We start from the raw sequence: 24,548 nt of genomic DNA, 5'->3' as shown, positions 1-24,548 counted from the left end.
TGCCGGCCCGGCCCAGCCACTGACCTGAAGCTTTCGTAACCATTGGGAGCCGCCTGGAACTTTCGCGCATGAAGCAGGTTTTCATGACAAGCAAGAGTCCACATCCATGCGCAGCATCCGCTGGCTTGCCATCGTTCCGTTTCTCGCTCTCCTCGTCGGGCCGTTCTTCGTCAACCGCGCGACCCCGCTGATCCTCGGCCTGCCGTTCCTGCTGGCGTGGATCGTGGCCTGGATCCTCATCACCTCGCTCATCATGGCCGTGATTTACGCGGCCGATCCGGCCAACCGCGAGGACGAGCCATGAACGGCGCGCTGCCCTTCATCGCCGCCGCCGCACTGCTGGCGCTGGTGCTCGGCTTCCTCGCCCGCCGCGGCAAGGACATGACCCTCGAGCAGTGGACGGTCGGCGGGCGCGGCTTCGGCGCGATCTTCGTGTTCCTGCTGCTCGCCGGCGAGATCTACACCACTTTCACCTTCCTCGGCGGCAGCGGCTACGCCTACGGCAAGGGCGCGCCGGCCTACTACATTCTCGCCTACGGCACGCTTGCCTACGTGCTCTCTTATTTCATGCTGCCGCCGATCTGGCGCTATGCCAAGGAGAACCGGCTCTATTCGCAGTCGGACTTCTTCGTGCACAAATACGACAGCCCGGCGCTCGGCGTTCTTGTCGCGATCGTCGACATCGTGGCGCTGATCCCCTACCTGGTGCTCCAGTTCAAGGGGCTCGGCATCATCGTCGACGTCGCGGGTTATGGCGCGATCTCCCCGACGCTGGCGATCTGGATCGGCGCGATCATCGTCGCGGCTTACGTGATGGTCTCGGGCGTGCACGGCTCGGCCTGGACGTCGGTCGCCAAGGACAGCCTGATCCTCGGCATCGTGATCTTCCTCGGCATCTATCTGCCCTATCACTACTATGGCGGGCTCGGCTCGATGTTCACGGCGATCGAGCAAGCCAAGCCGGGATTCACCACCCTGCCGCCGCACGGCGAGAGCCTGTGGTGGTTCTCCTCGACCGTGCTGCTCACCGCCCTCGGCTTCTACATGTGGCCGCACACCTTCGGCTCGATCTACACCGCCAGGAGCGCCACGGTGATCCGCAAGAATGCTATCGTGCTGCCGCTCTACCAGCTCATCCTGCTGTTTGTGTTTTTCGTCGGCTTCGCGGCGACCCTGCAGGTTCCCGGGCTCACGGGCTCGAACATCGACCTCGCGCTGTTCAAGCTGTCGGTGAAAACATTCGATCCCTGGTTCGTCGGGGTGATCGGCGCGACCGGCGTGCTTACCGCGCTGGTGCCGGGCTCGATGATCCTGATGACCGCCGCGACGTTGATCGCCAACAATCTCTACCGCGCCGTCAACCCGTCAGCCAATGACGAGCAGATATCGCGGCTTGCGAAGATCCTGGTGCCGCTGGTCGCACTGGTTGCGGTGTTCTTCACCTTGAAAGGCGGGGAGACCATCGTGGCGCTGCTGCTGATGGGCTACAGCTTCGTAACGCAGCTGTTTCCCGCGCTAGTGCTCAGCCTCGCGCGCCGCAACGTCGCAACGCGCGAGGGCGCGGCGGCGGGCATTATCGCCGGCGTCGCTACGGTCGCCGCCGTCAGCCTGACGGGTGTCAACTTCCGCACGCTGTCGTGGCTGCCGATCCAGATCCAGGACCTCAACATCGGTATCGTCGCACTGGCGGTGAATGTCGTCGTGTTGATCGTGGTGAGCCTGACGATGCGGCTCGTTGCGGCGCCGACGCACGCGCCCGCGGAGTAAGCCCGGGAAAGCGACGCAAAACCAAAAAATCCCTGATGGGCCGAGATGGGCCATGCCGACTTTGGTGATCCAAGCACGTCTGGTCCCGTCGGCCGGGCTTGTCTCCACCGGCTGCGTCTGACTAATAGAGATCAACAAGGACATTTTGCCGGGAAACGAGGACATGCCGCGAAGGCTCGAGGGTGATTTCGACTACATTATCGTCGGCGCGGGCACGGCCGGCTGCATCATGGCCAACCGCCTGTCGGCCGATCCGGGCAAGCGCGTGCTGCTGCTCGAAGCCGGCGGCAAGGACAACTGGATCTGGTTTCACATCCCGGTCGGCTATCTGTTCGCGATCGGCAATCCGCGCTCGGACTGGATGTTCAAGACCGAGGCCGAGCCCGGCCTGAACGGCCGCGCGCTGAGCTATCCGCGCGGCAAGGTGATCGGCGGCTCGTCAGCGATCAACGCCATGATCTCGATGCGCGGACAGGCCGCCGATTACGATCACTGGCGCCAGCTCGGGCTCACCGGCTGGAGCTACAGCGACGTGCTGCCGGTGTTCAAGCGGCTCGAGGATCACTTCCTCGGTGAAAGCGAGCACCACGGTGCCGGCGGCGGCTGGCGCATCGAGGCGCCGCGGCTGTCATGGGAGGTGCTCGACGCGGTCGGCGACGCCGCGGAGGAGATGGGCATCAAGCGCATCCCGGACTTCAACACCGGCGACAATGAAGGCACGAGCTATTTCCACGTCAACCAGAAGCGCGGCCGGCGCTGGTCGTCGGCGCGCGGCTTCCTCAAGCCGGTGCTGAACCGCCCCAATCTGCGGCTCGAGACCAACGTGCTGGTCGACCGCCTCGTCATCGAGAGCGGCCGCGCCGCCGGCGTCCAGTTCCGGCAGGGCGACGAGGTGATCGAGGCGCGTGCCAGGGGCGAAGTGATCCTTTGTGCCGGCTCGATCGGATCGACGCAGGTGCTGCACCGTTCCGGCATCGGCCCGTCCGAATGGCTGTCGCCGCTCGGCATCGACATCGTGCTCGATGTGCAGGGCATCGGCCGCAACCTGCAGGACCATCTGCAGCAGCGCGCGATCTACAAGGTGTCGGGGGTGCGCACGCTGAACGAGACCTACTACAACCTGTTCCGCCGCGGCCTGATGGGGCTCGACTACGCGTTCCGCCGCCGCGGTCCTCTGACCATGGCGCCGTCGCAACTCGGCATCTTCACCCGCTCCGATGCGATGCGTTCGCGCGCCAATATCCAGTTCCACGTGCAGCCGCTGTCGCTCGACAAGTTCGGCGATCCCTTGCATCGCTTCCCCGCGATCACGGTGAGCGCGTGCAACCTGCAGCCGACCTCACGCGGCACCGTCCGCATCCGCTCCGCCGCGCTGGACGAGAAGCCGTCGATCGCGCCGAATTATCTCGCGACCGACGACGATCGCCAGGTGGCGGCCGATGCGATCCGCACCACGCGGCGGCTGATGAGGCAGAAGGCACTGGAAAAATATCATCCCGAGGAATTCCTGCCCGGCCCCGCCGTCGGCGACGACGATGCCGCGCTGGCGAAGGCCGCGGGCGACATCGGCACCACGATCTTCCATCCCGTCGGTACCGCGAAGATGGGAACGGCCAACGATCCGCTGGCCGTCGTCGACGAGCGCCTGCGCTTCTACGGCCTGCACGGCCTGCGCATTGCCGACGCCTCCGTCATGCCGACCATCACCTCGGGCAATACCAACACGCCGACCGCGATGATCGCCGAGAAGGGCGCGGCGATGATCCTGCAGGACGCGCGATAGCAGGCTGATGACGCAGCCGCATCGCATCATGGTCGGCGATGCCGGCGCACCGATCGCGCTGGCGCGATGGGGCGAGCCGGCGTCGGGCAAGCCGCCGGCGCTGCTGCTGCACGGCACCGGCTTTGTTGCCGAAGTCTGGGCGGAAGTAGCGGCTGCGCTTGCGTCGAATTACACCGTCTATGCACTGGACCGCCGCGGTCATGGTCTCAGCCACAAGCCCGCCGCCGACCGCTATCACTTCCAGGATTTCGCCGAGGACGTTTGCACGGTGATCGAAAGTCTCGATCTCCACGACATTTTCGGCATCGGCCACAGCGCCGGCGCCACCGACTTGCTGCTGGCGGCGAAGCTGATGCCCGAGCGCTTTGCGCGTCTGTTCGTGATGGAGCCGACGGTGATGGACCCGCACGCGCCGCGCACCGGCGACCTGAGCGACATCGCAAAGGGATCGGTGCAGGGTGCGCTCCGCCGCCGGGCCGAGTTCGACAGCGCGGAAGTCCTGTTCCAGCGGCTGCGCAAGGCGCCGACCTTCGCGCCATGGACGGAGCCATCGCTCTGGGCCTATGTCCATGGCGGGTTCGCGCGGCTCGATGACGGCCGCATGCGGCTTCATTGCACGCCCGAGATCGAATCCGCCCTGCTCAAGCCGATCTTCCAGGCGATGGAGCAGACCTACACCGGCGACGCGCGCGGCAATCCGTTTCCGTGGCTCTCCAACATCACCTGCCCGGTCTGCATCGCCACCGCCGAGCAGTCCTGGCCTGTTTACGCGGAGATGGCCGATCGCGCGGCAAAACTGATCCCACATGCGAGCCGGTGGACATTCGACGGCGTCGGACACTGCGTCGCGCAGGAAGCGCCTGCCCTGCTGCTCGGCGCGCTCAAGGCATTCGCCGCGCAAGACGACAAGCCTCGGCGCAACGATCCGGCGACATCGTCGTTGTAACGAGGTGACACGTAGCCGGGCGGCCGCCCATTGCTCGGAACTTGGCGACAATGGTGGGAGCGGATGCCCTTTACGATTTCGGCCCTGAACGACAAGACCGGATTCACCGGCGAGCCGCACAGCCGGTTCGAGCGGGCACCGAGCGCGACCAGCATCCTGTTGGCGATCGGCATCGTCTATGGCGACCTCGGCACCAGCCCGCTCTACACGCTGCAGACCATCGTTCACCTGATGGGCGGCGGCTTCACGCCGGAAGCCGCGCTCGGCTCGCTGTCGCTGATCGTCTGGGCGCTGATCATCACGATCTCGATCAAATACTGCCTGTTCGTGATGCGCGCGGACAATCATGGTGAAGGCGGCATTCTGGCGCTGATGGCACTGACCGGCGCGCGGTGGTCCGGCCGCGGACGCTGGCTGATCGCGCTTGGGCTGTTCGGCGCCGCCCTGATCTACGGCGACGGCATCATCACGCCGGCGATCTCGGTGCTGAGCGCGGTCGAAGGCCTGAACGTCGCGACGGATGCGTTTCGGCCGTACACGATGCCGATCGCCGTCGCGATCCTGGTCGGACTGTTCGCGTTTCAGCGTCACGGCACCGCTACCGTCGGCAAGGCATTTGGTCCGGTGATGCTGCTCTGGTTCGTGACAATGGCGGTGCTCGGCATCAGCGCGGTCGCGCGGCATCCCGACGTGCTGCGCGCGCTCAATCCGGTGCACGGCTTTCTGCTTCTGACCACGCATGGCCTGCTCGGTTTCACGCTGCTCGGCGGCGTCTTCCTCGCGCTCACCGGCGGCGAAGCCCTCTACGCCGACATGGGGCACGTCGGGCGCCGGCCGATCCGGCTTGCGTGGTATGGCATCGTGCTGCCCGCGCTCGTGCTCAACTACGCCGGCCAAGTCGGCAATTTCATCGCATCGCCCGATCCATCAGCCAATCCGTTCTTCAAACTCGCACCGGTCTGGGCGATCTACCCGCTGGTGGCGCTTGCGACGCTGGCGACGATCATCGCGAGCCAGGCCATCATCACCGGCTCGTTCTCGATGACGCGCCAGGCGATGCAGCTCGGATGGTTTCCCGGCGTGCGGATCAACCAGACCTCGGCCGAGGAATACGGCCAGATCTACGTGCCGTTCGTGAACTGGACGATGATGTGCCTGACGGTCGCGCTCACCATCAGCTTCGGCAGCTCCGACCGCCTTGCAGGCGCCTACGGCGCTGCCGTCTCCACGACCATGGTCCTGACCACCGCGCTGCTCTACCAGGTGATGCGACGCACATGGCAGTGGAGCGCGGTGCAGGCAGCCGCGATCGCAAGCGTGCTGCTCACGGTCGATCTCGCGTTCTTCCTCGCCAATCTCTTCAAGATCGAGCAAGGCGGCTGGATTCCCCTGTTGTTCGGCGCACTGGTGTTCGGAATCATGACGACCTGGCATTTCGGCCTCGACGCGCTGCATCGGCGCAGCATGGCGCGCTCAGAGCATGTCGACGCGTTCTATGCCGATCTGCGCGACCAGCACATCGTGCGCGTTCCGGGGACCGCGATTTTCCTCACGCGGCTCGGCCACAGGATTCCGCCGATCATCGTCGACTATGTCAGGCAGGCGCATTCGCTGCACCAGACCACGATCGCGCTGACCGCGAGCTTTGAAGGCGTCCCGCGGATCCGGCCGACCGATCGCATCCGCTGCGAACAGCTATGCGAGGGTCTCTGGCACATCACCGTGCATTTCGGTTTCGTCGAGATCCCGGACCTGCCGACCGTGCTCGCGAATGCGAAGGAGGTCGGGGTGCCGGTCCACAACAACGCAACCTATTATGTCGAACGTCACGATCCCGTCAGCCGCCCGCGCCGCAATCCCTTTGCACGATTCCAGATTGCACTGTTCGCCTTCATGTCCCGCAATTCCGCACACGCGATCGACCGCTTCCGGATCCCGCGCGGCTCGCTAGTCGAGATCGGCAGTCGGATGGAGATCTAGATCTCACCCGGCCTGCAAAGAAAATGCCGCCCCCTTGCGGGGACGGCAGACGCTACTCACGCAGTACTGGAACGGATCAATGCTCGCCATGGTGCTCGGCGTGATGCCGGCTGGCCTCGGTGTGGTGATGCTGGGCATGGCTGCCATGGCTATAGGCGCTGTGGGCGTGGCGCGCTGCCTGTTCGTGATGCTCTGCTACCTTGTTGTGATGCTCAACGCCTGCGTGGTCGCTCATAAAGCTCTCCCGGTGTGGCGAAGGAGGTCTGCCATCCTTACGCAGAAGCGCTGACACTATGCTGACGGCTGCAAGACAGCTTTGTTGCGCCGTTCATAATCGGCCTGCCGGGCAGCGCGGGCGGTGACATTCACGCCATTGTCACCGGCCCGCCACGTCATCTCATGCCACCGGCGCTGGACGGCCCGGCCGAGGCCGGGACCCTCACGAAATCGTCATCTTCCCTCCCCGCCCGGCCTGGGGGGCCGGGAATAAACCCCGTCCCGCCCCGATCACCTCCCCGGAAACCCAATCCCTGGGCCCACGGGAGTTTGCCATGAGCGATCACGACCATCACGATGAGGAAAAAGGCGTCAGCCGGCGCAAGGTGCTGGAATGCATGACCTGGGCTGGAACCGGCGTGCTCTGGACGATCACCGGCGGCGTGCCGCATTCGCTCGGCCTCGTCGACTCGGCCGCGGCCGCGGAGCCGACCGGCATGACCTTCATGCAGATCAGCGATAGCCATGTCGGCTTCGACAAGCCGGCCAATCCGAATGCACTCGGCACGCTCGAGGAGGCCATCAACAAGGTCAAGGCGATGCAGGCCAAGCCCTCCTTCATGATCCACACCGGTGACATCTCGCATCTGTCGAAGGCCTCGGAGTTCGACGACGCCGAGCGGATCATCTCGCAGGCCAAGCTCGACGTGCACTATGTGCCGGGCGAGCACGATTTCATCGACGAAGAGGTCAAGCTCTACAAGGAGCGTTACGGCCGCGGCACCAAGGGCGCCGGCTGGTACTCCTTCGATGCCGGCGGCGTCCACTTCATCGGCCTCGTCAACGTCGTCGACCTCAAGGGCGGCGGCCTCGGCAATCTCGGCGGCGAGCAGCTCGAATGGCTGGAGAACGATCTCAAGGGCCGCTCCAAATCGACCCCGATCGTGCTGTTCGCCCACATCCCGCTGTGGACGGTCTATCCGCAATGGGGCTGGGGCACCGAGGACGGCGGCCGCGCGCTTGAATATGTGAAGGGCTTCGGCTCGGTCACGGTGCTCAACGGCCACATCCACCAGGTGATGCAGAAGGTCGAGGGCAACGTCACCTTCCACACCGCGCGCTCCACCGCCTTCCCGCAGCCGGCGCCGGGCGCTGCCCCCTCGCCCGGCCCGATGAAGGTCGAGGATGCCAAGCTGCGCAGCATGCTCGGCGTCGCCAGCATCAACTTCAAGCAGAACAACCAGCCGCTGGCCATCATCGACACGCCGCTGCAAGGCTAAGAGAAGGACGATACGACCATGACTTCGATCAATCGCCGCGACTTCGGCATCGCCGTGGTCGCGACCATGCTGCTGCCTGTCACCGCGGCCCGCGCCGAGGACATCGCGATTCACATCGACAACTTCGTGTTCCAGCCGGCCCAGCTCGACGTGAAGATCGGCACCACCGTGACCTGGACCAACCGCGACGACATCCCCCACACCGTGGTGTGTGCGGGCAAATTCCGCTCGAAGCCGATGGACACCGACGGCACCTTCTCGTTCACCTTCACGGAAGCCGGCGAATACAAATACTTCTGTTCGCTGCATCCGCACATGACAGGCAGCATCAAGGTTGGGTAACGTGTCCAGCCACACAATCACAACCATGCCCGGCCGGTGGCCTTCCGCCCCCGGCCGGACGCAAGCCGTTTCTCGACATGCCGGGCAGGACACGATGGTTGTCAACGCGTCGCAAGACGACCCCGAGAAAGCGCGGCGCTTCCGCGAAGCCGCGCTGCCGTATCTCGACGATGCCTACACACTCGCGCGCTATCTGCTGCGCGATACCGCCGACGCCGAAGACGCGGTGCAGGAATGCTATCTGCGGGCCTACAAGCATTTCGACAGCTATCGCGGTCCGGCGATGAAGCCGTGGCTGTTCGCGATCCTGCGCAACGTCTGCCGCGCCGAATATGCGCGGCGCAAGACCGCCCCCACCGCTGTCGAGGAAGTGCCCGAGAGCGCCGAACAGGCGTCGATGTGGAACGAAACTCCGGACACGCCCGAGCGGCAGATGATGCGCCGTTTCGACGGCGACACCGTGCGCAAGCTGATCGCGGCGCTCGCCGAGCCGTTCCGCGAGACCTTCGTGCTCAGGGAAATTCAGAATCTTTCATACCGCGAGATCGCCGATGTCGCCGCCGTGCCGGTCGGCACCGTGATGTCCCGCCTCGCGCGCGCCCGCGCCATGCTGCGATCGGCTTGGCTTGCGGAACAGGAGCAAGCGAAATGACCTGCGAGGAGGCTGAAGTGCTGCTTCACGCGCTGATCGACGGCGAACTTGACGCCGGCCATGCGCGCGAGGTGGAGGCTCATATCGAGGGCTGCCCGCATTGCGCGGCGCTGATGAAGGAGTATCAGGAGATCCGCCAGGCGATGGCCGAGACCGACTTGCGCTACAAGGCGCCGCTCGAGCTGCGCCGCCGCATCGAGAAGGCCTTGCCGCAGCCGCAGCCCCAGGCAGTGGTGCCGAGCCGCCGCTCCGTGCTGCGCGGCTTTGCGATGGGCTCGGCAGTATCGGCTATCGCCGCGACAGGTCTGTTCGCAATCGTACTGCGCAATGACGACGAGCAGCGCATCGAGGCCGAGATCGTCTCGGCGCATCTGCGCTCGCTGCAGGCCGGACACCTCACTGACGTGATCTCGACCGACCAGCACACAGTGAAGCCGTGGTTCAACGGCAAGCTCGACGTCTCGCCGCCCGTGATCGACCTCACCGCACAGGGCTTTACGCTGGTCGGCGGCCGGCTCGACTACGTCAACACGCGCGAGATCGGCGCCGTGGTCTACAAGCGGCGCCAGCACGTCATCAATCTGTTCGTGGCGCAGACTGCGAACACCGAACGCCGGCCGGCGACGATGACGACGCTGCAGGGCTTCAACATTCGCCGCTGGAGCGATCACGGCCTGAATTACTGGGCCGTCAGCGACATCGGCGCCGACGAGCTGACGGAGTTCGGCGACAAGTTCGAAGCCGCGATGCAGGCGAACAAGGAGGGGTGAGATTTGTAGGGCGGGTCAGCGCAGCGTAACCCGCCGCCAGATCTCTCGTCGGTTGCGATTGTCGGCGGATTACGCCCTTCGGAGGATCCGCCCTACACAGCAGTAATTACGCCGACTTGCGCACCGCGTTGTCGACCAGCGTCTTGCCGAGCGACCAGATCGCGCCGGGGACCTTGTGACTGCCGGCGATCACCTCGTCGAACGCCTTCTCGATCCAAGCGCAGTCTTCCTCGGTGATCACAAGCGGCGGCAGCAGCTTGATGGTGTGGCTGCCATGGCCGGCGACCTGGGTCAGGATCTTGTAATCCTTGAACAGCGGCACCGTGATGAGCTGGCAGAACAGGCCCTTGTTGGCGGTCTCCAGCAGATTCCACGACGCCTTCAGCCGCAGCGATTTCGGCGGACCGAATTCGACGCCGATCATCAGGCCCTTGCCGCGAACTTCCTTCAGCAGTTCGTAGCCCGGAACCATGCGCGTCAGCGCGAGACGAAGCTCCGCGCCGCGTTTCGCAGCCTGCTCGACCAACTTCTCGGCCTTCATGACGTCGAGCGTCGCGATGCCGGCGGCCATCGCCAGATCATTCTTGGCGAAGGTCGAGCCGTGCACGACCGCGCGGTCCATCTGGTTGAAGATCTTGTCGAAGATGTTCTTGCGCGTCAGCAGCGCGCCGATCGGAACATGTCCGCCGGACAGCGCCTTCGCCAGCAGCACCATGTCGGGCTCGATACCCCAATGCTCAATGGCAAGGAACTTTCCGGTGCGGCCGATTCCGGTCTGGATCTCGTCGGCGATGAACAGCGTGCCGTATTTGCGGCACAGCGCCAGCGCGCCGGGCAGGAACTCGTCGGTGGGCATGTTGACGCCCTTGCCCTGGATCGGCTCGACGATGAACGCGCCAACTTGTCGCGACGACAAAGCCTTCTCGAGTGCCTCAAGATCATTGAACGGGATCGCGGTGCAGCCCGGCAGCAGCGGCTCGAAGCCGGTGCGGAAATTCGTGTCATCCGTCAGCGATAGCGCGCCATAGGACAGACCATGGAACGAATGCGAGCAGTGGACGATGCCCGGGCGGCCGGTCGCGCCGCGCGCGAATTTGATCGCGGCCTCGACGGTTTCAGCGCCCGAGTTGGCGAAGAATACCTTGTCCAGATATGGCACATGTTCCAAAAGCCGTTCCGCGAGCACGCCGGCAAGCGTGGAGACGTCCAATTGCACCAGATTGGGCAAATCGGCGTCGAGCACGCTCTTCAGCGCCTGGCGCAGCGCGGGGTGGTTGCGGCCGATCGCAAAAACGCCAAATCCACTCAATAGATCAAGGTAGCGGGCCCCTTGACGATCGAAGAGGTATTGACCTTGCCCCTTTTGGAAGCCGACGTCGTAGCCGATGGTTTTGAGAACGCGAACGAGCTGCTCATTGAGGTGCCGCGTGTGCATGGGACCGCGCTGCCCCTCGCGCTCCACAAAAATCTCGGAAACGTCTAAATTGGAACTTAGCATTCGCTACATACGTCGGTTGATGGCCATCTCGTCAACTTAAAACGCTCGACAGCGGCGTTTTGACCCCCGCTAGGATCGTCTAGTTAAGCACAGGTTTGGACCATGTTGCACTGCCCAAGAACTTTCGCGCGCACAATAGCCTTTTCAGGTTTATTTTTGGCCACCGTAGTAACACCGGCATTGGCTGCGGACCCCACCGGCGACTGGAAGGATGCGGACGGCTTCGCCAACATCCGCGTCGCCCAGTGCAATGGCAATATGTGGGGTGCAGTGGTCTGGGAAAAGACCCCCGGCGGCAAGGATAAGAACAATCCTGATCCGGCCAAGCAGACCCGGCCGACGCTCGGCATGCCGATCCTGATCGACATGAAGAAGAAGGTCGGCGCCGATGCGTGGGAGGGCCAAGTCTACAACGCCAAGGACGGCCAGCTCTACAGCGCAACCATCAAGCCCGTCGGCATCGATCAGCTCGAGATCCAGGGCTGCGTGCTCGGCTTCCTCTGTGGCGGCCAGACCTGGACCCGCGTCGGCCCGCCGATTCCGGTGAGCGCTGCCGACAACCCCGCGGCGAAGCGTGCCGCCCCCAAGGCGGGAGCGTCGCAAAAAACCACAGGTTCGGTCGCGCCTGCCAGCAAGCCGGGTCAGAAGCCGGCCGCCAATGCGTCAGGTGATACCATTGGCGATATCTGTCTCCTTCCGGATATTGCGCACCCGACACGCGCACCGGAATAGCGACGTCGCCGCACGCGCGGCGACGGGCGAGCACAGGACGCGGGACTGTACCCGCGATGCCGCGATGGCTGAATAGCCGCACAACTCGACAATCATCGGCTCGGCGGCATCAGCCGCCAAGCCTTAGCGCGCAGCCAACGCGTCAGGTGACGTCGTTGCCGACTTCCGCATCCTTGCCGACCTCGCGCGGCTTGCCCATCAGCGCCGGCTGGAACAGCAGCACCGCTGCAAGCGTGGTGACCAGCGACAGCGCCAGCAGCTTGCCCATGCTCGCGGTGCCGGGATGGCTGGATAGCCACAGGCTGCCGAACGCGGTTGCCGTGGTCAGCGCGCTGAAGAAGATCGCGCGCGTCAGGCTCGACTGCAGCAGCTTCGTCCTGCCCTGCCGCCATGCAGTAACATAATAGATCTTGAAGGCGACACCGACGCCGAGCAGCAGCGGCAACGCGACGATGTTGGCGAAGTTGAGCGGCAGGCCGATCAGCACGCAGATCTCCAGCGTCACGACGCCGGCGAGCAGCAGCGGTACCAGCGTCAGTAGCACGTCCGTCACGCGCCGCAGCGTCAGCCACAGCAGCAGGCTGATCGTCACCAGCGCCAGGATGCCGGCGTGGATGAACGCGTTCACGACGACATCGCCTGATTTCAGGATCGAGACCGGACCGCCGATCGCGGTCGGTTCGGCGGCAAGCACGGCATCGGCAAAGCGGCGCAGGTTGTCGTTGTCGTTCGGATCGCCCTTCGGCTCCACCTCGACCCGCATCAGGCCGTCCTTCGCCTTCCAGCTGTTGACCAGCTCCGGCGGCAGGTTCTGCAGCGTGATGGTCTGGGCCTGCAGCGTGTTCCTGAGCTGATCGAACACGATCTTCATCGGCGCGACGAAGATCTGCTGCGCCTTGTCGCGGGTCGCCTGATTCGCGTCGGCGAGATTCTGCAGATCGTCGGCGAGCCGGCGCGCCGCAACGGCGCCCGGTCCTTTGCCGTCGCCCGCGGTCTTGCGCAGGCTGTCGACCGAGCTCTTCAGCGACTCGACGTTTTCCTGGTCGGAGGGCGCCGGATCGACCGAATCGGGATTGAGCGCCGGACCCAGCACCTTTGCCGCCTGCGCGATCAGCTGCAACTTGGCCGGCTGGTCATCGGGCACGAAGCTGTCGAGCGACATCACGCGCGCCACTTCCGGCAGCTTTTCGAGCTTGGCCGCGATCCGCTTGGCGTCGGCGTCCGAGTGCGTCATCACGTTGATGGCGTTGGCGCCGGTGTTCGGATCCTTCCTGAGATCGAGGAAGGTCGCAATCGATTCCGCCTGCTTGTTGCGCAGATTGATCGGGTTGAAGTCGAACTTCATGTAGTGGAGCAGCGGCATGCCGGCGATCGCGACCAACAGCGTGCCGACGATGATCGGGATGCGGTGCTTCTCCAGGAAGTCGTCGAGCGGAGCGAGGAAGGCGTAGCCGACCGGCTCCTTCTCGCCCGGAGGATTGAGCAGGTCGAGCAGTGCCGGCAGCACCGTGATGCTGGTAACGAACGCCACGAGCATGCCTACGCCGGCGATCTTGCCGAGTTCGGAAATGCCCTCGTAGTCGGTCGGCAGAAAGCAGAGGAAGCCGGCCGCGGTCGCCATCGCCGCGAGCGACAGCGGCACCGCCGAACGGCGCGCCGCGTTCTCCAGCGCCAGCGTCAGATTGTCGTTCTTGAAGCGCTCGGAACGGTAGCGGACGCTGAACTGGATGCCGAAGTCGACGCCGAGGCCGACGAACAACACCGCAAAGGCGATTGAAAGCAGGTTCAGCGAGCCCACCATCATCAGACCGACCGCCGTGGTGATGGCAAGGCCGATGAACAAGTTCACGAACACCGCGAAGATGATCTTGGCGGAATGCAGCGCCATCCAGAGGATGACCAGCACGATCAGAATCGTGCCGATGCCGTTGCGGATCGCACCGTCCTGCACGGTGGCATATTCCTCGTTGGCGATCGGCACCGGTCCGGTCAGGCGGACGCGTGCGTGATATTCGGTCGGGAATTTCAGGTCGGCCGCGGCCTGCCGGATCGCGTCGGTTGCAGCCTTACCCGGCTCCAGCGCCGAATAGTCGATGATCGGCTTGACCTCGATGAACGCGCGCTTGTCGGAATCGGTTAGCGGCTTGTCGCTGGTGAGCTCGCGCCAGGAGAAGGTGGCGTCACCCTTGGCGAGGATTGTCTCGACGGTCTCTGAAATCTGGTTGAACGGACGTACCGTATTGTCGAGCTTGACCTGCCCGCGCTTCACGCCGGCAAGGCCGGTTTCGAGCGCGCCGGTCAGGCCGCGGATCGAGGGGTCGCCCGCCATGATCTCGATCAGCGGTGCGGCCTGTTCGAGCTGGCCGGTTGTCTTGGCGACCTCCTCGGTGGGCAGGAACAACAGCCCGTTCTTCTCGAAGAATTCGCCGGAGCCGAGCGGCGTCACCGCCTCGAAATTCTTCTTGTCCGTGGCCAGCTTGTCGGCGAGCGCCTTCGCCGCCGCACTAGTCAGTTCGGGGGTTGCGCCCTCGACCACGGCGAGGATCAGCCGGTCGCGGTCAAACGCCTCCTCGAACTGGTTGTCGCGCTTGCGCCAATCCAGATCGGGCGAGATCAGCTTGTTGATGTCCGTGTTGATCGAGAAATTCCGGGCCGTGTAGAAGCCGGCTCCGATCGACAGGAGCAGAGAAAAAACGACAACAGGAAGGGCAAAACGCGTACACGTCCTAACAACGGAGACGACAATATTTGTCAGCACTTCGTATCTTTCTAATCTCTGGGAGGCATGGCCGAAAACGCTCGCTGTCTAGCGGAGTTCCCGGGGCCGATCTAATGTTGTTTTGGTCATCTTCCTCGACGGGACGGCGAGGCGTTGCCGAACAGCATCAACGGCTATGAGTGGCCGGTATAAACCGCTCGGATGGGCGATAAAGTGACGAACAAGTGAGGGAACGGACGGTCGCGCGGGCCATTACCTATACCATAATACCATAAAATGACCTCCCATGCCGCCAGCGCCTCTTTCCGAGGCGCTTACTTTTTGACACAAAGCCCTGTATTTCCATGTGCTTGGGACGTGGATCAAGTTCGGGAACTGACTTGGTGCGGATGTTGCAACTCACGTTGCGGATGTCCGGCCGGGTAAATTGCGGTGTCGAAAATGCCGCAAGGGCATTGAATGAGACGGGTGCAACTTGCGTAACGGACGTCCTATGGAAGTTTTTCTTGCTCAGCCGCGGGGTTTTTGCGCGGGCGTCGTGCGTGCCATCGAGATCGTGGAGCGTGCCCTCGAGAAGTATGGCCCGCCGGTCTATGTCCGCCACGAGATCGTCCATAACAAATACGTGGTCGAAAGCCTGAAAAAGAAAGGCGCAATCTTCGTCGAGGACCTGTCGGAAGTGCCGCCCAAGGCGGTCACGGTATTCAGTGCCCACGGCGTGGCCAGGAGCGTCGAGGAGGAGGCTGCGTCCCGGGGCCTGCCGGTGCTCAACGCCACCTGCCCCCTCGTCACCAAGGTCCACAACCAGGGCAAACGCTATATCTCGAAGGGCCGGGCCCTGATCCTGATCGGGCATGCTGACCACCCCGAGGTCGAGGGAACCATGGGCCAGGTTCCAGGGCCGGTTTTGCTGGTCCAGAGCGTCCAGGACGTGGCGGAACTCACTCTTCCGGTCGACACCCCGGTGGCCTATATCACCCAAACCACCCTGTCCGTTGACGACACAAAGGACATAATCGCGGCTCTTCAGGCAAAATTTACAGATATTCAAGGGCCAGACATCCGGGATATCTGCTATGCGACACAGAACCGCCAATCTGCGGTAAGGGAACTGAGCAAACTCGTTGACGTCATATTGGTGGTGGGGGCTGCCAATAGTTCCAACTCAAACAGGCTACGCGAAATCGGCACCGAGGTCGGCGTCGCGAGTTACCTTGTTGCCGATGGAAGCGAGCTCAACCCGGATTGGCTGAAGGATGCGAAGGCCGTCGGCATCACCGCGGGCGCCTCGGCGCCGGAGGTTCTGGTCGACGACGTAATCGAGGCTTTGAGGCGAATCGGGCCGGTTACGGTCTCGGTGCTCCCGGGCCGCGAAGAGAACATCGAATTCCGGCTGCCAGCCGAACTGACTGCGGGCTGATCGAAATACACCTTACCTAGTCCAGAAAGAAAACCGTCTAATGGCTATACCGTTCTTCAAGGAAATCCGTATCGGCGGCTACCTGATGAAACAGAAGCTGCTTGGCCGTAAGCGTTATCCGCTCGTGCTGATGCTGGAGCCGCTGTTCCGCTGCAATCTCGCCTGTGTCGGCTGCGGCAAGATCGATTATCCGGATGCGATCCTCAACCGTCGCATGACCGCGCAGGAATGCTGGGACGCGGCCGACGAATGCGGCGCGCCGATGGTTGCGATTCCCGGCGGCGAGCCGCTGATCCACAAGGAGATCGGCGAGATCGTGCGCGGGCTCGTTGCGCGCAAGAAGTTCGTCTCGCTCTGCACCAACGCGCTGCTGCTCGAGAAGAAGCTCGACCTGTTCGAGCCATCGCCCTACCTCTTCTTCTCGGTGCATCTCGACGGCCTGAAGGACCATCACGACAAGGCCGTGTCGCAGAAGGGCGTGTTCGATCGCGCAGTGTCCGCGATCAAGGCGGCGAAGGCCCGCGGCTTCACCGTGAACGTCAACGCCACGATCTTCGACGGCCACCCGGCCGAGGAGATCGCCAAGTTCCTCGACTTCACCACTGAACTCGGCGTGGGTGTCTCGATGTCGCCGGGCTACGCCTATGAGCGTGCGCCCGACCAGGAGCACTTCCTGAACCGCACCAAGACCAAGAAGCTGTTCCGCGACGTGTTTGCGCTCGGCAAGGGCAAGAAGTGGAACTTCATGCATTCCGGCCTGTTCCTCGACTTCCTCGCCGGCAACCAGGAATACGAGTGCACGCCGTGGGGCATGCCGGCGCGCAATATCTTCGGCTGGCAGAAGCCCTGCTACCTGCTCGGCGAAGGCTATGCGAAGACCTTCAAGGAGCTGATGGAGACCACCGACTGGGAGACCTACGGCACCGGCAAGTACGAGAAGTGCGCCGACTGTATGGCGCATTGCGGCTACGAGCCGACCGCGGCGACTGCTGCGCTGAACAACCCGCTGAAGGCGATGTGGGTGGCGCTACGCGGCGTCAAGACGACAGGCCCGATGGCGCCCGAGATCGATCTCACCAAGCAGCGTCCGGCGCAGTACATCTTCTCGGAGCAGGTCCAGAAGAAGCTCTCGGAGATCCGCCGCGACGAGGCGGCTGCGGCCCAGCAAAAGGCTTCCACGGCCGCGTAAACCGCGCACCGAGGCGAGAATCAAAAGGGCCCGATCGCGATGCGATCGGGCCCTTTTCTTTTGATGCTATTCTTTCGGTGCTTTTGCGTTCGATCCGGCGCCGAACTGCGCCGGCGCGGATAACGATCAGGCTGCCTTCAATCGGGCCGCCTTCGCCGTCACCAGAACGTCCTCGACCGGAGCCAGGACTTCGTTTCCGAGCAGGAAGCCGCGGCAGCCGCGCAGCGAGCGCAGCGCGCGGTTGAAATCGATCCCGGTCGATACCAGTGCGCGCAGCGTCCGCGGATTGCGCACGATGCCGCGCAGCACCTTGCGCAGGTCGATATCGCCGTTCGGCTTCACTGCGGACTTGGCAAGCTCGGGCAGCGCCCGGTGCGCGGGATCGCTGATCACGCGCAGCGCGGCGAACGGAATGCCCGCTTTCTCGGCATAGGCTGCTGCGATATGGCTCTCCATGTCGACGGCAGCCGCCCCTGTGATCGAGCGCAGTGCGGCCTTGCAGGCCCGTGCCACGACCACCTGCTCGACGCCGGCGAGCCCGCCGCGGACGATCCTGCGGCCCTTCAGCGCGGCGCTGGCGATCATCTCCTCGTTCAGCGCGGACGCTGCCAGGAAACGGGTATCGCCGGACATCACCTCGGTCGCGACCACGACGTCGCCCGATTTGAGCGACGGGTCGAGCCCGCCGGCCACGCCAAACGAAATCACGCCACGAAACGTCCGTGGATCAAGAGTCGCCAGCAATGCACGCAGCTGCTGCGGATCGCTGGAACTGCAAATCACGATCATGCCGGGCCCTGCCGCGATGCGGGCCTCCTGCACCAATCCAGTCACGATCAACACCGGCCGAGGATCAATTCTACTGCCCACGGTCTCGGCGGCCCCCGCCCCCAAAATCACATCCCGACCCCTACCACTCTGCTATTGGTGCTTCTCAGATTCCGATACCGCGCCAGCGCCCAGAGCGGAAAGAACTTCGAGTAGCCATGATATCGCAAGTAAAACACCCGCGGAAACCCTGTAGCGGTGTATCGCTGCTCGTCCCAGAGTCCTTTTTCCGTCTGTGTTGCCTTTAGGTACTCCACCCCGCGCGCAACGGCCGGATTTTCGACCTCTCCGGCCGCCATCAACCCAAGCAAGGCCCATGCCGTCTGCGAGGAGGTCGACGGGGCGACCTCATAGCCCTTGTAATCCAGCCGGTAGCTGACAGCGTCCTCACCCCAGCCGCCGTCCTGATTCTGGACGGACACCAGCCAGTCGACCGCCTTCCGAATCATCGGGTCGTCGCGGTCGACCCCTGCGACATTTAGCGCACACAGCACCGACCAGGTGCCGTAGATATAGTTCAGGCCCCAGCGGCCGTACCAGGAGCCCTCGGGAAGCTGGGTGCGGCGCAGATAGGCAAGGCCGTCGGCCATCGACTTGTTGGTCTCGGCGGTCTCGCCGAGCTGGCCCAGCATCGAGATGCAGCGCGCGGTGACGTCCTCGGTCGGCGGGTCGAGCAAGGCGCCGTGATCGGAGAACGGAATGTTGTTGAGGTAATATTCCAGGTTGTTGACGTCGAAGGCGGCCCAGCCGCCGTCGCGGCTCTGCAGCCCCTCTATCCATTCGCGACCGCGGGCGATCGCGCCATCGTATTCCTTACTTCCGGTCTGGCGCCGGGCGCGATCCATCGCCATGACGACCACGGCGGTGTCGTCGAGATCGGGATAGTGATCGTTGTTGTACTGGAAGGCCCAGCCGCCCGGACGGACGTTCGGCGCCTTGACCGCCCAGTCACCCTTCAGCTCGAGCACCTGGCGCGGCTTCAGCCAGTCGAGCCCCTGCTTCATCTTGGCAAAGGTGTCGTCGCCGCCCGCCTCCTGCAGCGCGTGGCAGGCCAGCGCGGTGTCCCAGACCGGCGAGACGCAGGGCTGGCAGTAGGCCTCCTCGTCGCCGATCACGAGCAGCTTGTCGAGCCCGCGCCGCGTGATGGCGCGCGGCGGAAAATTCTCGTCCTTGCCGAGCGCATCATACATCATGACGATGTTGGCCATCGGCGGATAGATCGCGCCCATGCCGTCTTCGCCGTTCAAGCGCTCCTCGGTGAAGGCGAGCGCGGCGTCGATCGCGCGCCGGCGCAGGCTCTTCGGAAACATCGGCTCAATCACACGCAGCACGGCGTCGAGCGAACGAAACAGATAGAACCAGCTCGCACTCTGATGCGGTGCCTTCGGCGCCATGCGGACCGATTTCGGATCTTCGAGGAACAACTCGTCGATGCCGACGCCCTTCGGATTCCTCGCACGCGGCTTCAGCGCGGCCAGCACCATCAGCGGCACCATCGTGGTGCGCGCCCAGTAGGAGATCTTGTTGATGTGGAATGGCGACCACATCGGCAGCAGCATGATCTCGATCGGCAGCACCGGCGTTGCGCGCCAGGTCACCACGCCATAGAGAGCGAGCAGGAAGCGCGTGAAGACGTTGCTGCCTGCAGCGCCGCCGCGTGAACGGATCGCCTCGCGCGCCCGCACCATGTGCGGCGCATCGACGGAATCGCCGATCATCTTCAGCGCAAAGTACGACTTCACGCTGGCGCTCATGTCGAACGGACCGTCGTGCACCAGCGGCCAGCCGCCATGCGCGCCCTGCACGCGGCGCAGATAATTGGCGATCTTGGCCTCGAGTGCGGTGTCGACCGGCTCGGCGAGGTAGTGGCGGAGCAGGACATATTCGGCCGGAATGGTGCTGTCGGCCTCCAGCTCGAACACCCAGTGTCCGTCGGACTGACGATGGCCGAGCAGCGCCTCGGTCGCCCTGGAGATGCTGTTCTGCAGCGCGCCCGAGTCGACAGTTACGCCGTGGTCTCTCGAAAGCATTTCGCTCGATATCCTCTTCATCGCGGGGCGGCCCATCGGGAGCCGCAAACCGCTACAACAGGTCAAATCTAGCGCCTGGCAAGAACCAGATCGGCGGCGCGGTCACCCGACCGCACCGATCCCTCGATGGTTGCCGGCAACCCGGTAGCAGTCCAGTCGCCGGCAAGGAACAGGTTTTTTTGCGCAGTCGCAGGTCCTGGACGCAGGGCATTCTGCTCCGGCGTCGCCTCAAATGTGGCACGGCGCTCGCGCACGATCTGCCAGGGCGGCAATTCACCGGAAACGCCGGACGCCTTGCAGATATCCCCCCAGATCGCCTGCGCCAGCTCCTCGCGCGGCATATCGACAAGGCGGTCGCCATTGCTGATGGTCACCGACAGCCGTTGCGGGAACGCGAACAGCCATTCGACGAGGCCGCCGACGACGCCCAAAATGGGCACAGCGTCGCGCGGCGGATCGACGCGGAAATGCGCATTCACGATGGCGCGGAATTTCGCCGGCGTCTTGAGGCCCGGCAGCAGCGTGGCGGCAGCGCGCGGCGGCACCGCGAGCACGACGGCATCGTCGGCGGCCAGCGCGATCTTGTCACCGTTGCCGAAATCGAGCTCGCCGGCGCGATCGCCGGACATGCCGAATGCGCGCAGCTCATGGCTGAACTGGACGCTGTTGCCCCGATCCTGCAGCAGTTTCACGGCCGGCTCGATCAGCACCGAGCTCAGGCCGTCGCGCGCGATCAGCGGGCGGCACGCCTGTCCGCCTGCCAGCAGCGTCTCGCGCACGATGGCGCCGGCAAGTCCGGCCGAGCCCTCCGGCGGATCGACGTTGAGCGCGGCAAGCAGCAGCGGCTGCACCAGCCGATTGTACAGCGGGCCCTCGCAGGGGATGGTCTTGCCGACGAGCGCCTCGGTGCCAGCCCAGACCAGCGGCGCCAGTGCGAGATAGTCACGCAGGCTCGTATCGGGGACGCGGCGCGCCTCGTCGAACACCCAGAGCGGCAGCCGGGAGTCGCCGAGATCGAGCTGCCAGCGCTGGCCGGTAGAGAGATCGACGAACGGAAACTGTGCGCGCTTCGGCCCGACCAGGCCGGCCTCGGTGCCGATAGAGCGCGCGTAGCTCAACGCATGGCTGTTGCCCGACAGCAGCAGATGATTGCCGTTGTCGATGGTGAGGTTGGTGGCGGCGTCGAAATAAGAGCGGCAGCGGCCACCGGCCTGCTGCGTCGCCTCGTGGACGGACACCTTGTAGCCGGCATTGGCGAGCCGCACGGCGGCCGACAGGCCGGAGATACCGGCGCCGATGATATGAACGGTCTTTTGCATCAGATGATCGCGTAACGAAGAAGAATGCGGATCTTGGCGGCCTTGGACACACGCACCGGCGCGCGCGGGGCGGCAAATCCACGCGTGATCAGCAGGTCGAGGATCGCGCGGTAGTATTTCGACATGATCCGCGGCGCGCGCACCGCGCGGCGCGAATTGCGCTTCATGATCTCGTCGGACTTCTGGAAATGCATCTTGGCACGCTCGGCGAGCGGCACACAGACCTTCGGCAGCGCCCGGTCGGCGGTGACGCGGGCCGGATCGTTGTTGGTGATGCCGGCGTGCCAGAGCCATTCGCGCGGCAGGTACAGGCGGCCGAGGCCGGCGTCCTCGTCGATGTCGCGCAGGATGTTGGTGAGTTGCAGCGCGCGGCCGAGGTGATGCGCGAGCTCGATGCCGTCATCCTCGGGCAGGCCGAATACGCGCACCGACAGCCGGCCCACCGCGCTCGCGACGCGATCGCAGTAGAGATCGAGCGTCGCAAGGTCGGGCCCGCGGATATCCTGCGGCACGTCCATTTCCATGCCGTCGACGATCGCGACAAAATCCTCGCGCTTCAGCCCGAAGGTCTTCACCGAGCCGACGTAATCCTGAAGGCGCGGCGGCGGATTGCCCGCATAGAGCGCGTCGATGTCGTCACGCCATTGCTGGAGCGCAGCCAGACGTTCCGGCCGCGGGCCGTCGGAATCGGCGATGTCGTCGACTTGCCGGCAGAAGCTGTAGATCTGGAACATCGCCTCGCGCTGCGCACGCGGCAGGATGCGCATCGCGGCGTAGAATGAGCTGCCCGATGCGGAGCTTCCGTAGTTTGCGTTGGCCGCCGCCTCGACACTCATGCGCCCGCCGCCGACTTGGAGCCCGAGCGCCGCCCAGTCGCGCGGCGAGCGGTCTCGCTCGCCATGCCGCCGAGGCTGTGCAGCAATAGCTCGATCGGACTGAGGTGAACGCGCTCACTGAGGGGATCGCGCACCTTCAGCATATTGACGATTCTGTCGGCGAAAGCCTGGATCACCCCGATCTCGAGCCCGAGCCTGAAATCCTTCACCTCGGCCGCGAGTGACTTGCTCTCATCGAGCACCGCCGCAGTGCGCACCGCGAGTCCTCGCAGGCACTTCAGCAATGGCGGCGGCGACTTGGCTTCGCCGAGCATCTCGACGGTCGCGCCCGACGCGTCCAGCGCATCGCGCGGCAGGTAGACGCGGTTCAGATTCTTGTAGTCCTTGGCGCAGTCCTGCAGATGGTTGTTGATCTGCAAGCCGGCACAGAGCGCATCCGATGCCGTCCAGGTCGACGTGCTCTCGCCATGCACGTCGAGCATGAACCGCCCGACCGGCATCGCCGAGTACCGGCAATAGTCGATCACGTCGTCCCAGTTCTCGTAGCGCAGCTTGGTGACATCCATGCGGAACGCCACCAGCACGTCGAGCGCATGCCGCGGCGCCATCCCGCGCTCGGCGAATGCGCGGCGCAGGTTGACGGCTTCCTTCTGGGTGTCGCCATTGCCGAGCAGCTCGGCTTCCATGAGGTCGAGATAGCGCAGCTTCTCTTCGGCGGGCAGCGTGGCGTGATCCGCAATATCGTCCGCGGTGCGGACGAAATTATAGAAAGCCAGGATCAGGGCACGATGCCGCGGATGAATGATCCACGACGCGACCGGGAAGTTCTCGTCGCGGTGGGTCTTTCCGGATCGCAGGTCGCTCGCGGTGGTCATTGGAAATTGGCTACACTGGTGGTGGCGAGGCGCGGCGCGTGCGCAATCGTCAGGCGCGTGTGTTGAATTGCGAGCCCCATATAGGGGAATACGCCGCCAAAACCAATGCCATCTGTGACCGCCAGCAAATGCGGCCCGGGGCCGGATGCATCCCGGCCACAGGCTCCCCGGCGATCACTAAGGCCGACTGCGGGCCTTACTGGCCGTGGGTCTTCAGCACCTGATCGCAGGCGGCGCTGATCTTGCTGCGATTCTGCTGCAGGCAGGCGAGAATGGTGAAATCGCCCTGATCGATCACGGCGCGGCAGTGACGCTGCACGTCGCGCGTGCAGGCCTTTTGCTCGTCGGGTGTACCGCGCCCCTGCTGCTGGGCGAAGGCGCTGGACGAGAGCGGGATCGACAACAGGGCAACAGCCAGGAGAAATTTACGCATCGTATTCCTTCATTTCCGACAGCAGAAAAATCTGTCCCCGAAAGCGCTTCGGCATGGCCGGGACGGATTTGTAGGGATTGCAAACGCCGCGTAACGCAGCAACGGAACGACGACAAGCACCGCTAAATGCGGCTAAATTTGCGGCGCTGTAAACCCCCATGTAAAATATTGATTTTGAACGGCTATTTTACACATCATCGAGAGTTGCTCGGGGCGATTGCGGAGCAGGCCTGCGCAAACTAGATGCCATCACGCTGCCGGCGGTTTTGATTCTGTTCGGCGACCTAGCGGCGTCACGTCCGCCGCTGCAGTCGTTTGAACCCTAACATACCGCGGTGACACTAAATCTTCGGTGCGGAACGACGTTTTCTTGTTCTTGCGAGAAGCGTTGATTTTGATGGGAATACTCAAAATGAAACTGTTTGGTTCCAGCCTCTTTGGTCAGGCCTTGAAGGCTGCCGGCGTCGGCACCGCACTTATGCTTTCGGTCGCGGCGGGCCACGCGCAATCCTCCGGGCCCTTCGCCGGCTTTGCCGGCTCATGGACCGGTGCGGGCACGGTTGCGCTCTCCAACGGCTCCACCGAACGAATTCGCTGCAAGGCCAGCTACCAGGTCGCCCCATCGGGCATGAGCCTGAAGCAGAGCCTGCACTGCGCGAGCGACAGCTACAAGTTCGACCTCTCGAGCGACGTGACCAGCCAGGGCGACCACATCTCCGGCAACTGGAGCGAGGCGAGCCGCAACATCTTCGGCAATTTGCGGGGCACCGCGGGCGGCGGGCAGATCGACGTGTTCGTCGAGGCATCCGGCTTCGCCGCAAACCTGAACCTGCGGACCAACGGCTCCAAGCAGGTCGTGCAGATCGACTCGAAGGGCGAGATTCGCGGCGTCACGATCACGATGACGAAGAGCTGAGGCTCGGCTTCATCCCG

22 protein-coding genes are annotated in these 24,548 nt (G+C 64.1%); 13 read left to right on the top strand and 9 right to left on the bottom strand.

Annotation, left to right across the window (positions count from 1 at the left end):
* Positions 1-106: 106 nt before the first annotated feature.
* The 5 genes from AS156_RS13645 (at position 107) to AS156_RS13625 (ending at position 6,476) form a co-directional block, all read left to right on the top strand.
* The gene (locus AS156_RS13645) at positions 107-304 is read left to right on the top strand and encodes a DUF3311 domain-containing protein (RefSeq protein WP_066504597.1); all 198 of its coding nucleotides are present in this window, start codon (positions 107-109) and stop codon (positions 302-304) included.
* Positions 301-1,767 carry a sodium:solute symporter family protein gene (locus AS156_RS13640; protein ID WP_066504589.1) on the top strand — a complete coding sequence of 489 codons (1,467 nt, stop codon included), beginning with the start codon at positions 301-303 and terminating at the stop codon, positions 1,765-1,767. Before AS156_RS13645 ends, AS156_RS13640 begins: the two co-directional genes overlap by 4 nt.
* Before the next feature lie 163 nt (positions 1,768-1,930).
* Positions 1,931-3,550 (top strand): GMC family oxidoreductase, encoded by a 1,620-nt coding sequence (locus AS156_RS13635; protein WP_066504588.1) that lies wholly within the window; start codon positions 1,931-1,933, stop codon positions 3,548-3,550.
* A 7-nt stretch (positions 3,551-3,557) separates the two neighbouring features.
* Positions 3,558-4,496, top strand: coding sequence for an alpha/beta fold hydrolase (locus AS156_RS13630; RefSeq protein WP_066504587.1), 939 nt, complete (start codon positions 3,558-3,560; stop codon positions 4,494-4,496).
* Between the two features lie 63 nt (positions 4,497-4,559).
* Positions 4,560-6,476: a potassium transporter Kup gene (locus AS156_RS13625; RefSeq protein ID WP_082747496.1), complete on the top strand. Its 1,917-nt coding sequence runs from the start codon at positions 4,560-4,562 to the stop codon at positions 6,474-6,476.
* Positions 6,477-6,552: 76 nt separating this feature from the next.
* Here the strand turns inward: AS156_RS13625 and AS156_RS43300 are convergent, their stop codons facing one another.
* Positions 6,553-6,711, bottom strand: coding sequence for a hypothetical protein (locus tag AS156_RS43300; RefSeq protein ID WP_201456038.1), 159 nt, complete (start codon positions 6,709-6,711; stop codon positions 6,553-6,555).
* 316 nt (positions 6,712-7,027) lie between these two features.
* On the opposite strand from AS156_RS43300, the gene AS156_RS13615 reads away from it, so the two are divergent.
* The 4 genes from AS156_RS13615 (at position 7,028) to AS156_RS13600 (ending at position 9,736) form a co-directional block, all read left to right on the top strand.
* On the top strand, positions 7,028-7,972 hold the full coding sequence (locus AS156_RS13615) for a metallophosphoesterase family protein (RefSeq protein WP_066504584.1): 945 nt from the start codon (positions 7,028-7,030) through the stop codon (positions 7,970-7,972).
* A gap of 18 nt (positions 7,973-7,990) precedes the next feature.
* Complete coding sequence (locus AS156_RS13610; RefSeq protein WP_066504575.1) at positions 7,991-8,314, top strand: cupredoxin domain-containing protein; 324 nt, start codon at positions 7,991-7,993, stop codon at positions 8,312-8,314.
* A gap of 94 nt (positions 8,315-8,408) precedes the next feature.
* Positions 8,409-8,966 carry a sigma-70 family RNA polymerase sigma factor gene (locus tag AS156_RS13605; protein WP_066504572.1) on the top strand — a complete coding sequence of 186 codons (558 nt, stop codon included), beginning with the start codon at positions 8,409-8,411 and terminating at the stop codon, positions 8,964-8,966.
* Positions 8,963-9,736, top strand: coding sequence for an anti-sigma factor family protein (locus AS156_RS13600; protein WP_066504569.1), 774 nt, complete (start codon positions 8,963-8,965; stop codon positions 9,734-9,736). Before AS156_RS13605 ends, AS156_RS13600 begins: the two co-directional genes overlap by 4 nt.
* A 106-nt stretch (positions 9,737-9,842) precedes the next feature.
* Here AS156_RS13600 and hpnO read toward each other — a convergent pair whose 3' ends face one another.
* The gene (gene hpnO, locus AS156_RS13595; RefSeq protein WP_066504566.1) at positions 9,843-11,234 is read right to left on the bottom strand and encodes an aminobacteriohopanetriol synthase HpnO; all 1,392 of its coding nucleotides are present in this window, start codon (positions 11,232-11,234) and stop codon (positions 9,843-9,845) included.
* A 102-nt stretch (positions 11,235-11,336) separates the two neighbouring features.
* Between hpnO and AS156_RS13590 the strand changes: the two genes are divergently transcribed.
* Positions 11,337-11,966 (top strand): DUF2147 domain-containing protein, encoded by a 630-nt coding sequence (locus tag AS156_RS13590; protein ID WP_066504564.1) that lies wholly within the window; start codon positions 11,337-11,339, stop codon positions 11,964-11,966.
* Positions 11,967-12,108: 142 nt separating this feature from the next.
* Here AS156_RS13590 and hpnN read toward each other — a convergent pair whose 3' ends face one another.
* Complete coding sequence (gene hpnN / locus AS156_RS13585; RefSeq protein ID WP_066504563.1) at positions 12,109-14,724, bottom strand: hopanoid transporter HpnN; 2,616 nt, start codon at positions 14,722-14,724, stop codon at positions 12,109-12,111.
* A 454-nt stretch (positions 14,725-15,178) separates the two neighbouring features.
* On the opposite strand from hpnN, the gene ispH reads away from it, so the two are divergent.
* Complete coding sequence (gene ispH, locus AS156_RS13580; protein WP_066504560.1) at positions 15,179-16,105, top strand: 4-hydroxy-3-methylbut-2-enyl diphosphate reductase; 927 nt, start codon at positions 15,179-15,181, stop codon at positions 16,103-16,105.
* A gap of 40 nt (positions 16,106-16,145) precedes the next feature.
* Entirely contained in the window at positions 16,146-17,294 is a 1,149-nt protein-coding gene (gene hpnH, locus AS156_RS13575; protein WP_066504558.1) for an adenosyl-hopene transferase HpnH, read from the top strand.
* Between the two features lie 126 nt (positions 17,295-17,420).
* On the opposite strand, the gene AS156_RS13570 is transcribed toward hpnH, so the two are convergent.
* The 6 genes from AS156_RS13570 to AS156_RS13545 form a co-directional block, all read right to left on the bottom strand.
* Complete coding sequence (locus AS156_RS13570; RefSeq protein WP_066504556.1) at positions 17,421-18,194, bottom strand: phosphorylase; 774 nt, start codon at positions 18,192-18,194, stop codon at positions 17,421-17,423.
* Positions 18,191-20,152 carry a squalene--hopene cyclase gene (gene shc, locus AS156_RS13565; RefSeq protein WP_066504787.1) on the bottom strand — a complete coding sequence of 654 codons (1,962 nt, stop codon included), beginning with the start codon at positions 20,150-20,152 and terminating at the stop codon, positions 18,191-18,193. Before shc ends, AS156_RS13570 begins: the two co-directional genes overlap by 4 nt.
* A gap of 68 nt (positions 20,153-20,220) precedes the next feature.
* Positions 20,221-21,471, bottom strand: coding sequence for a hydroxysqualene dehydroxylase HpnE (gene hpnE / locus AS156_RS13560; protein WP_066504554.1), 1,251 nt, complete (start codon positions 21,469-21,471; stop codon positions 20,221-20,223).
* On the bottom strand, positions 21,471-22,307 hold the full coding sequence (hpnD, locus tag AS156_RS13555; protein WP_066504551.1) for a presqualene diphosphate synthase HpnD: 837 nt from the start codon (positions 22,305-22,307) through the stop codon (positions 21,471-21,473). The genes hpnE and hpnD overlap by 1 nt, the downstream gene beginning before the upstream one ends.
* A complete protein-coding gene (hpnC, locus tag AS156_RS13550; RefSeq protein WP_066504548.1) occupies positions 22,304-23,182 on the bottom strand; it encodes a squalene synthase HpnC in 879 nt (292 codons plus the stop codon). The genes hpnD and hpnC overlap by 4 nt, the downstream gene beginning before the upstream one ends.
* 196 nt (positions 23,183-23,378) lie before the next feature.
* Complete coding sequence (locus AS156_RS13545; protein WP_024579436.1) at positions 23,379-23,615, bottom strand: hypothetical protein; 237 nt, start codon at positions 23,613-23,615, stop codon at positions 23,379-23,381.
* Positions 23,616-24,027: 412 nt separating this feature from the next.
* Between AS156_RS13545 and AS156_RS13540 the strand changes: the two genes are divergently transcribed.
* Positions 24,028-24,531, top strand: coding sequence for a hypothetical protein (locus AS156_RS13540; RefSeq protein WP_066504545.1), 504 nt, complete (start codon positions 24,028-24,030; stop codon positions 24,529-24,531).
* The last annotated feature ends 17 nt before the right edge of the window (positions 24,532-24,548 follow it).

It is taken from the genome of Bradyrhizobium macuxiense (assembly GCF_001542415.1).
Lineage (GTDB): Bacteria > Pseudomonadota > Alphaproteobacteria > Rhizobiales > Xanthobacteraceae > Bradyrhizobium > Bradyrhizobium macuxiense.
Note: the sequence above shows the minus strand (reverse complement) of the source record. Positions and strands in the feature narration are given on the sequence as shown.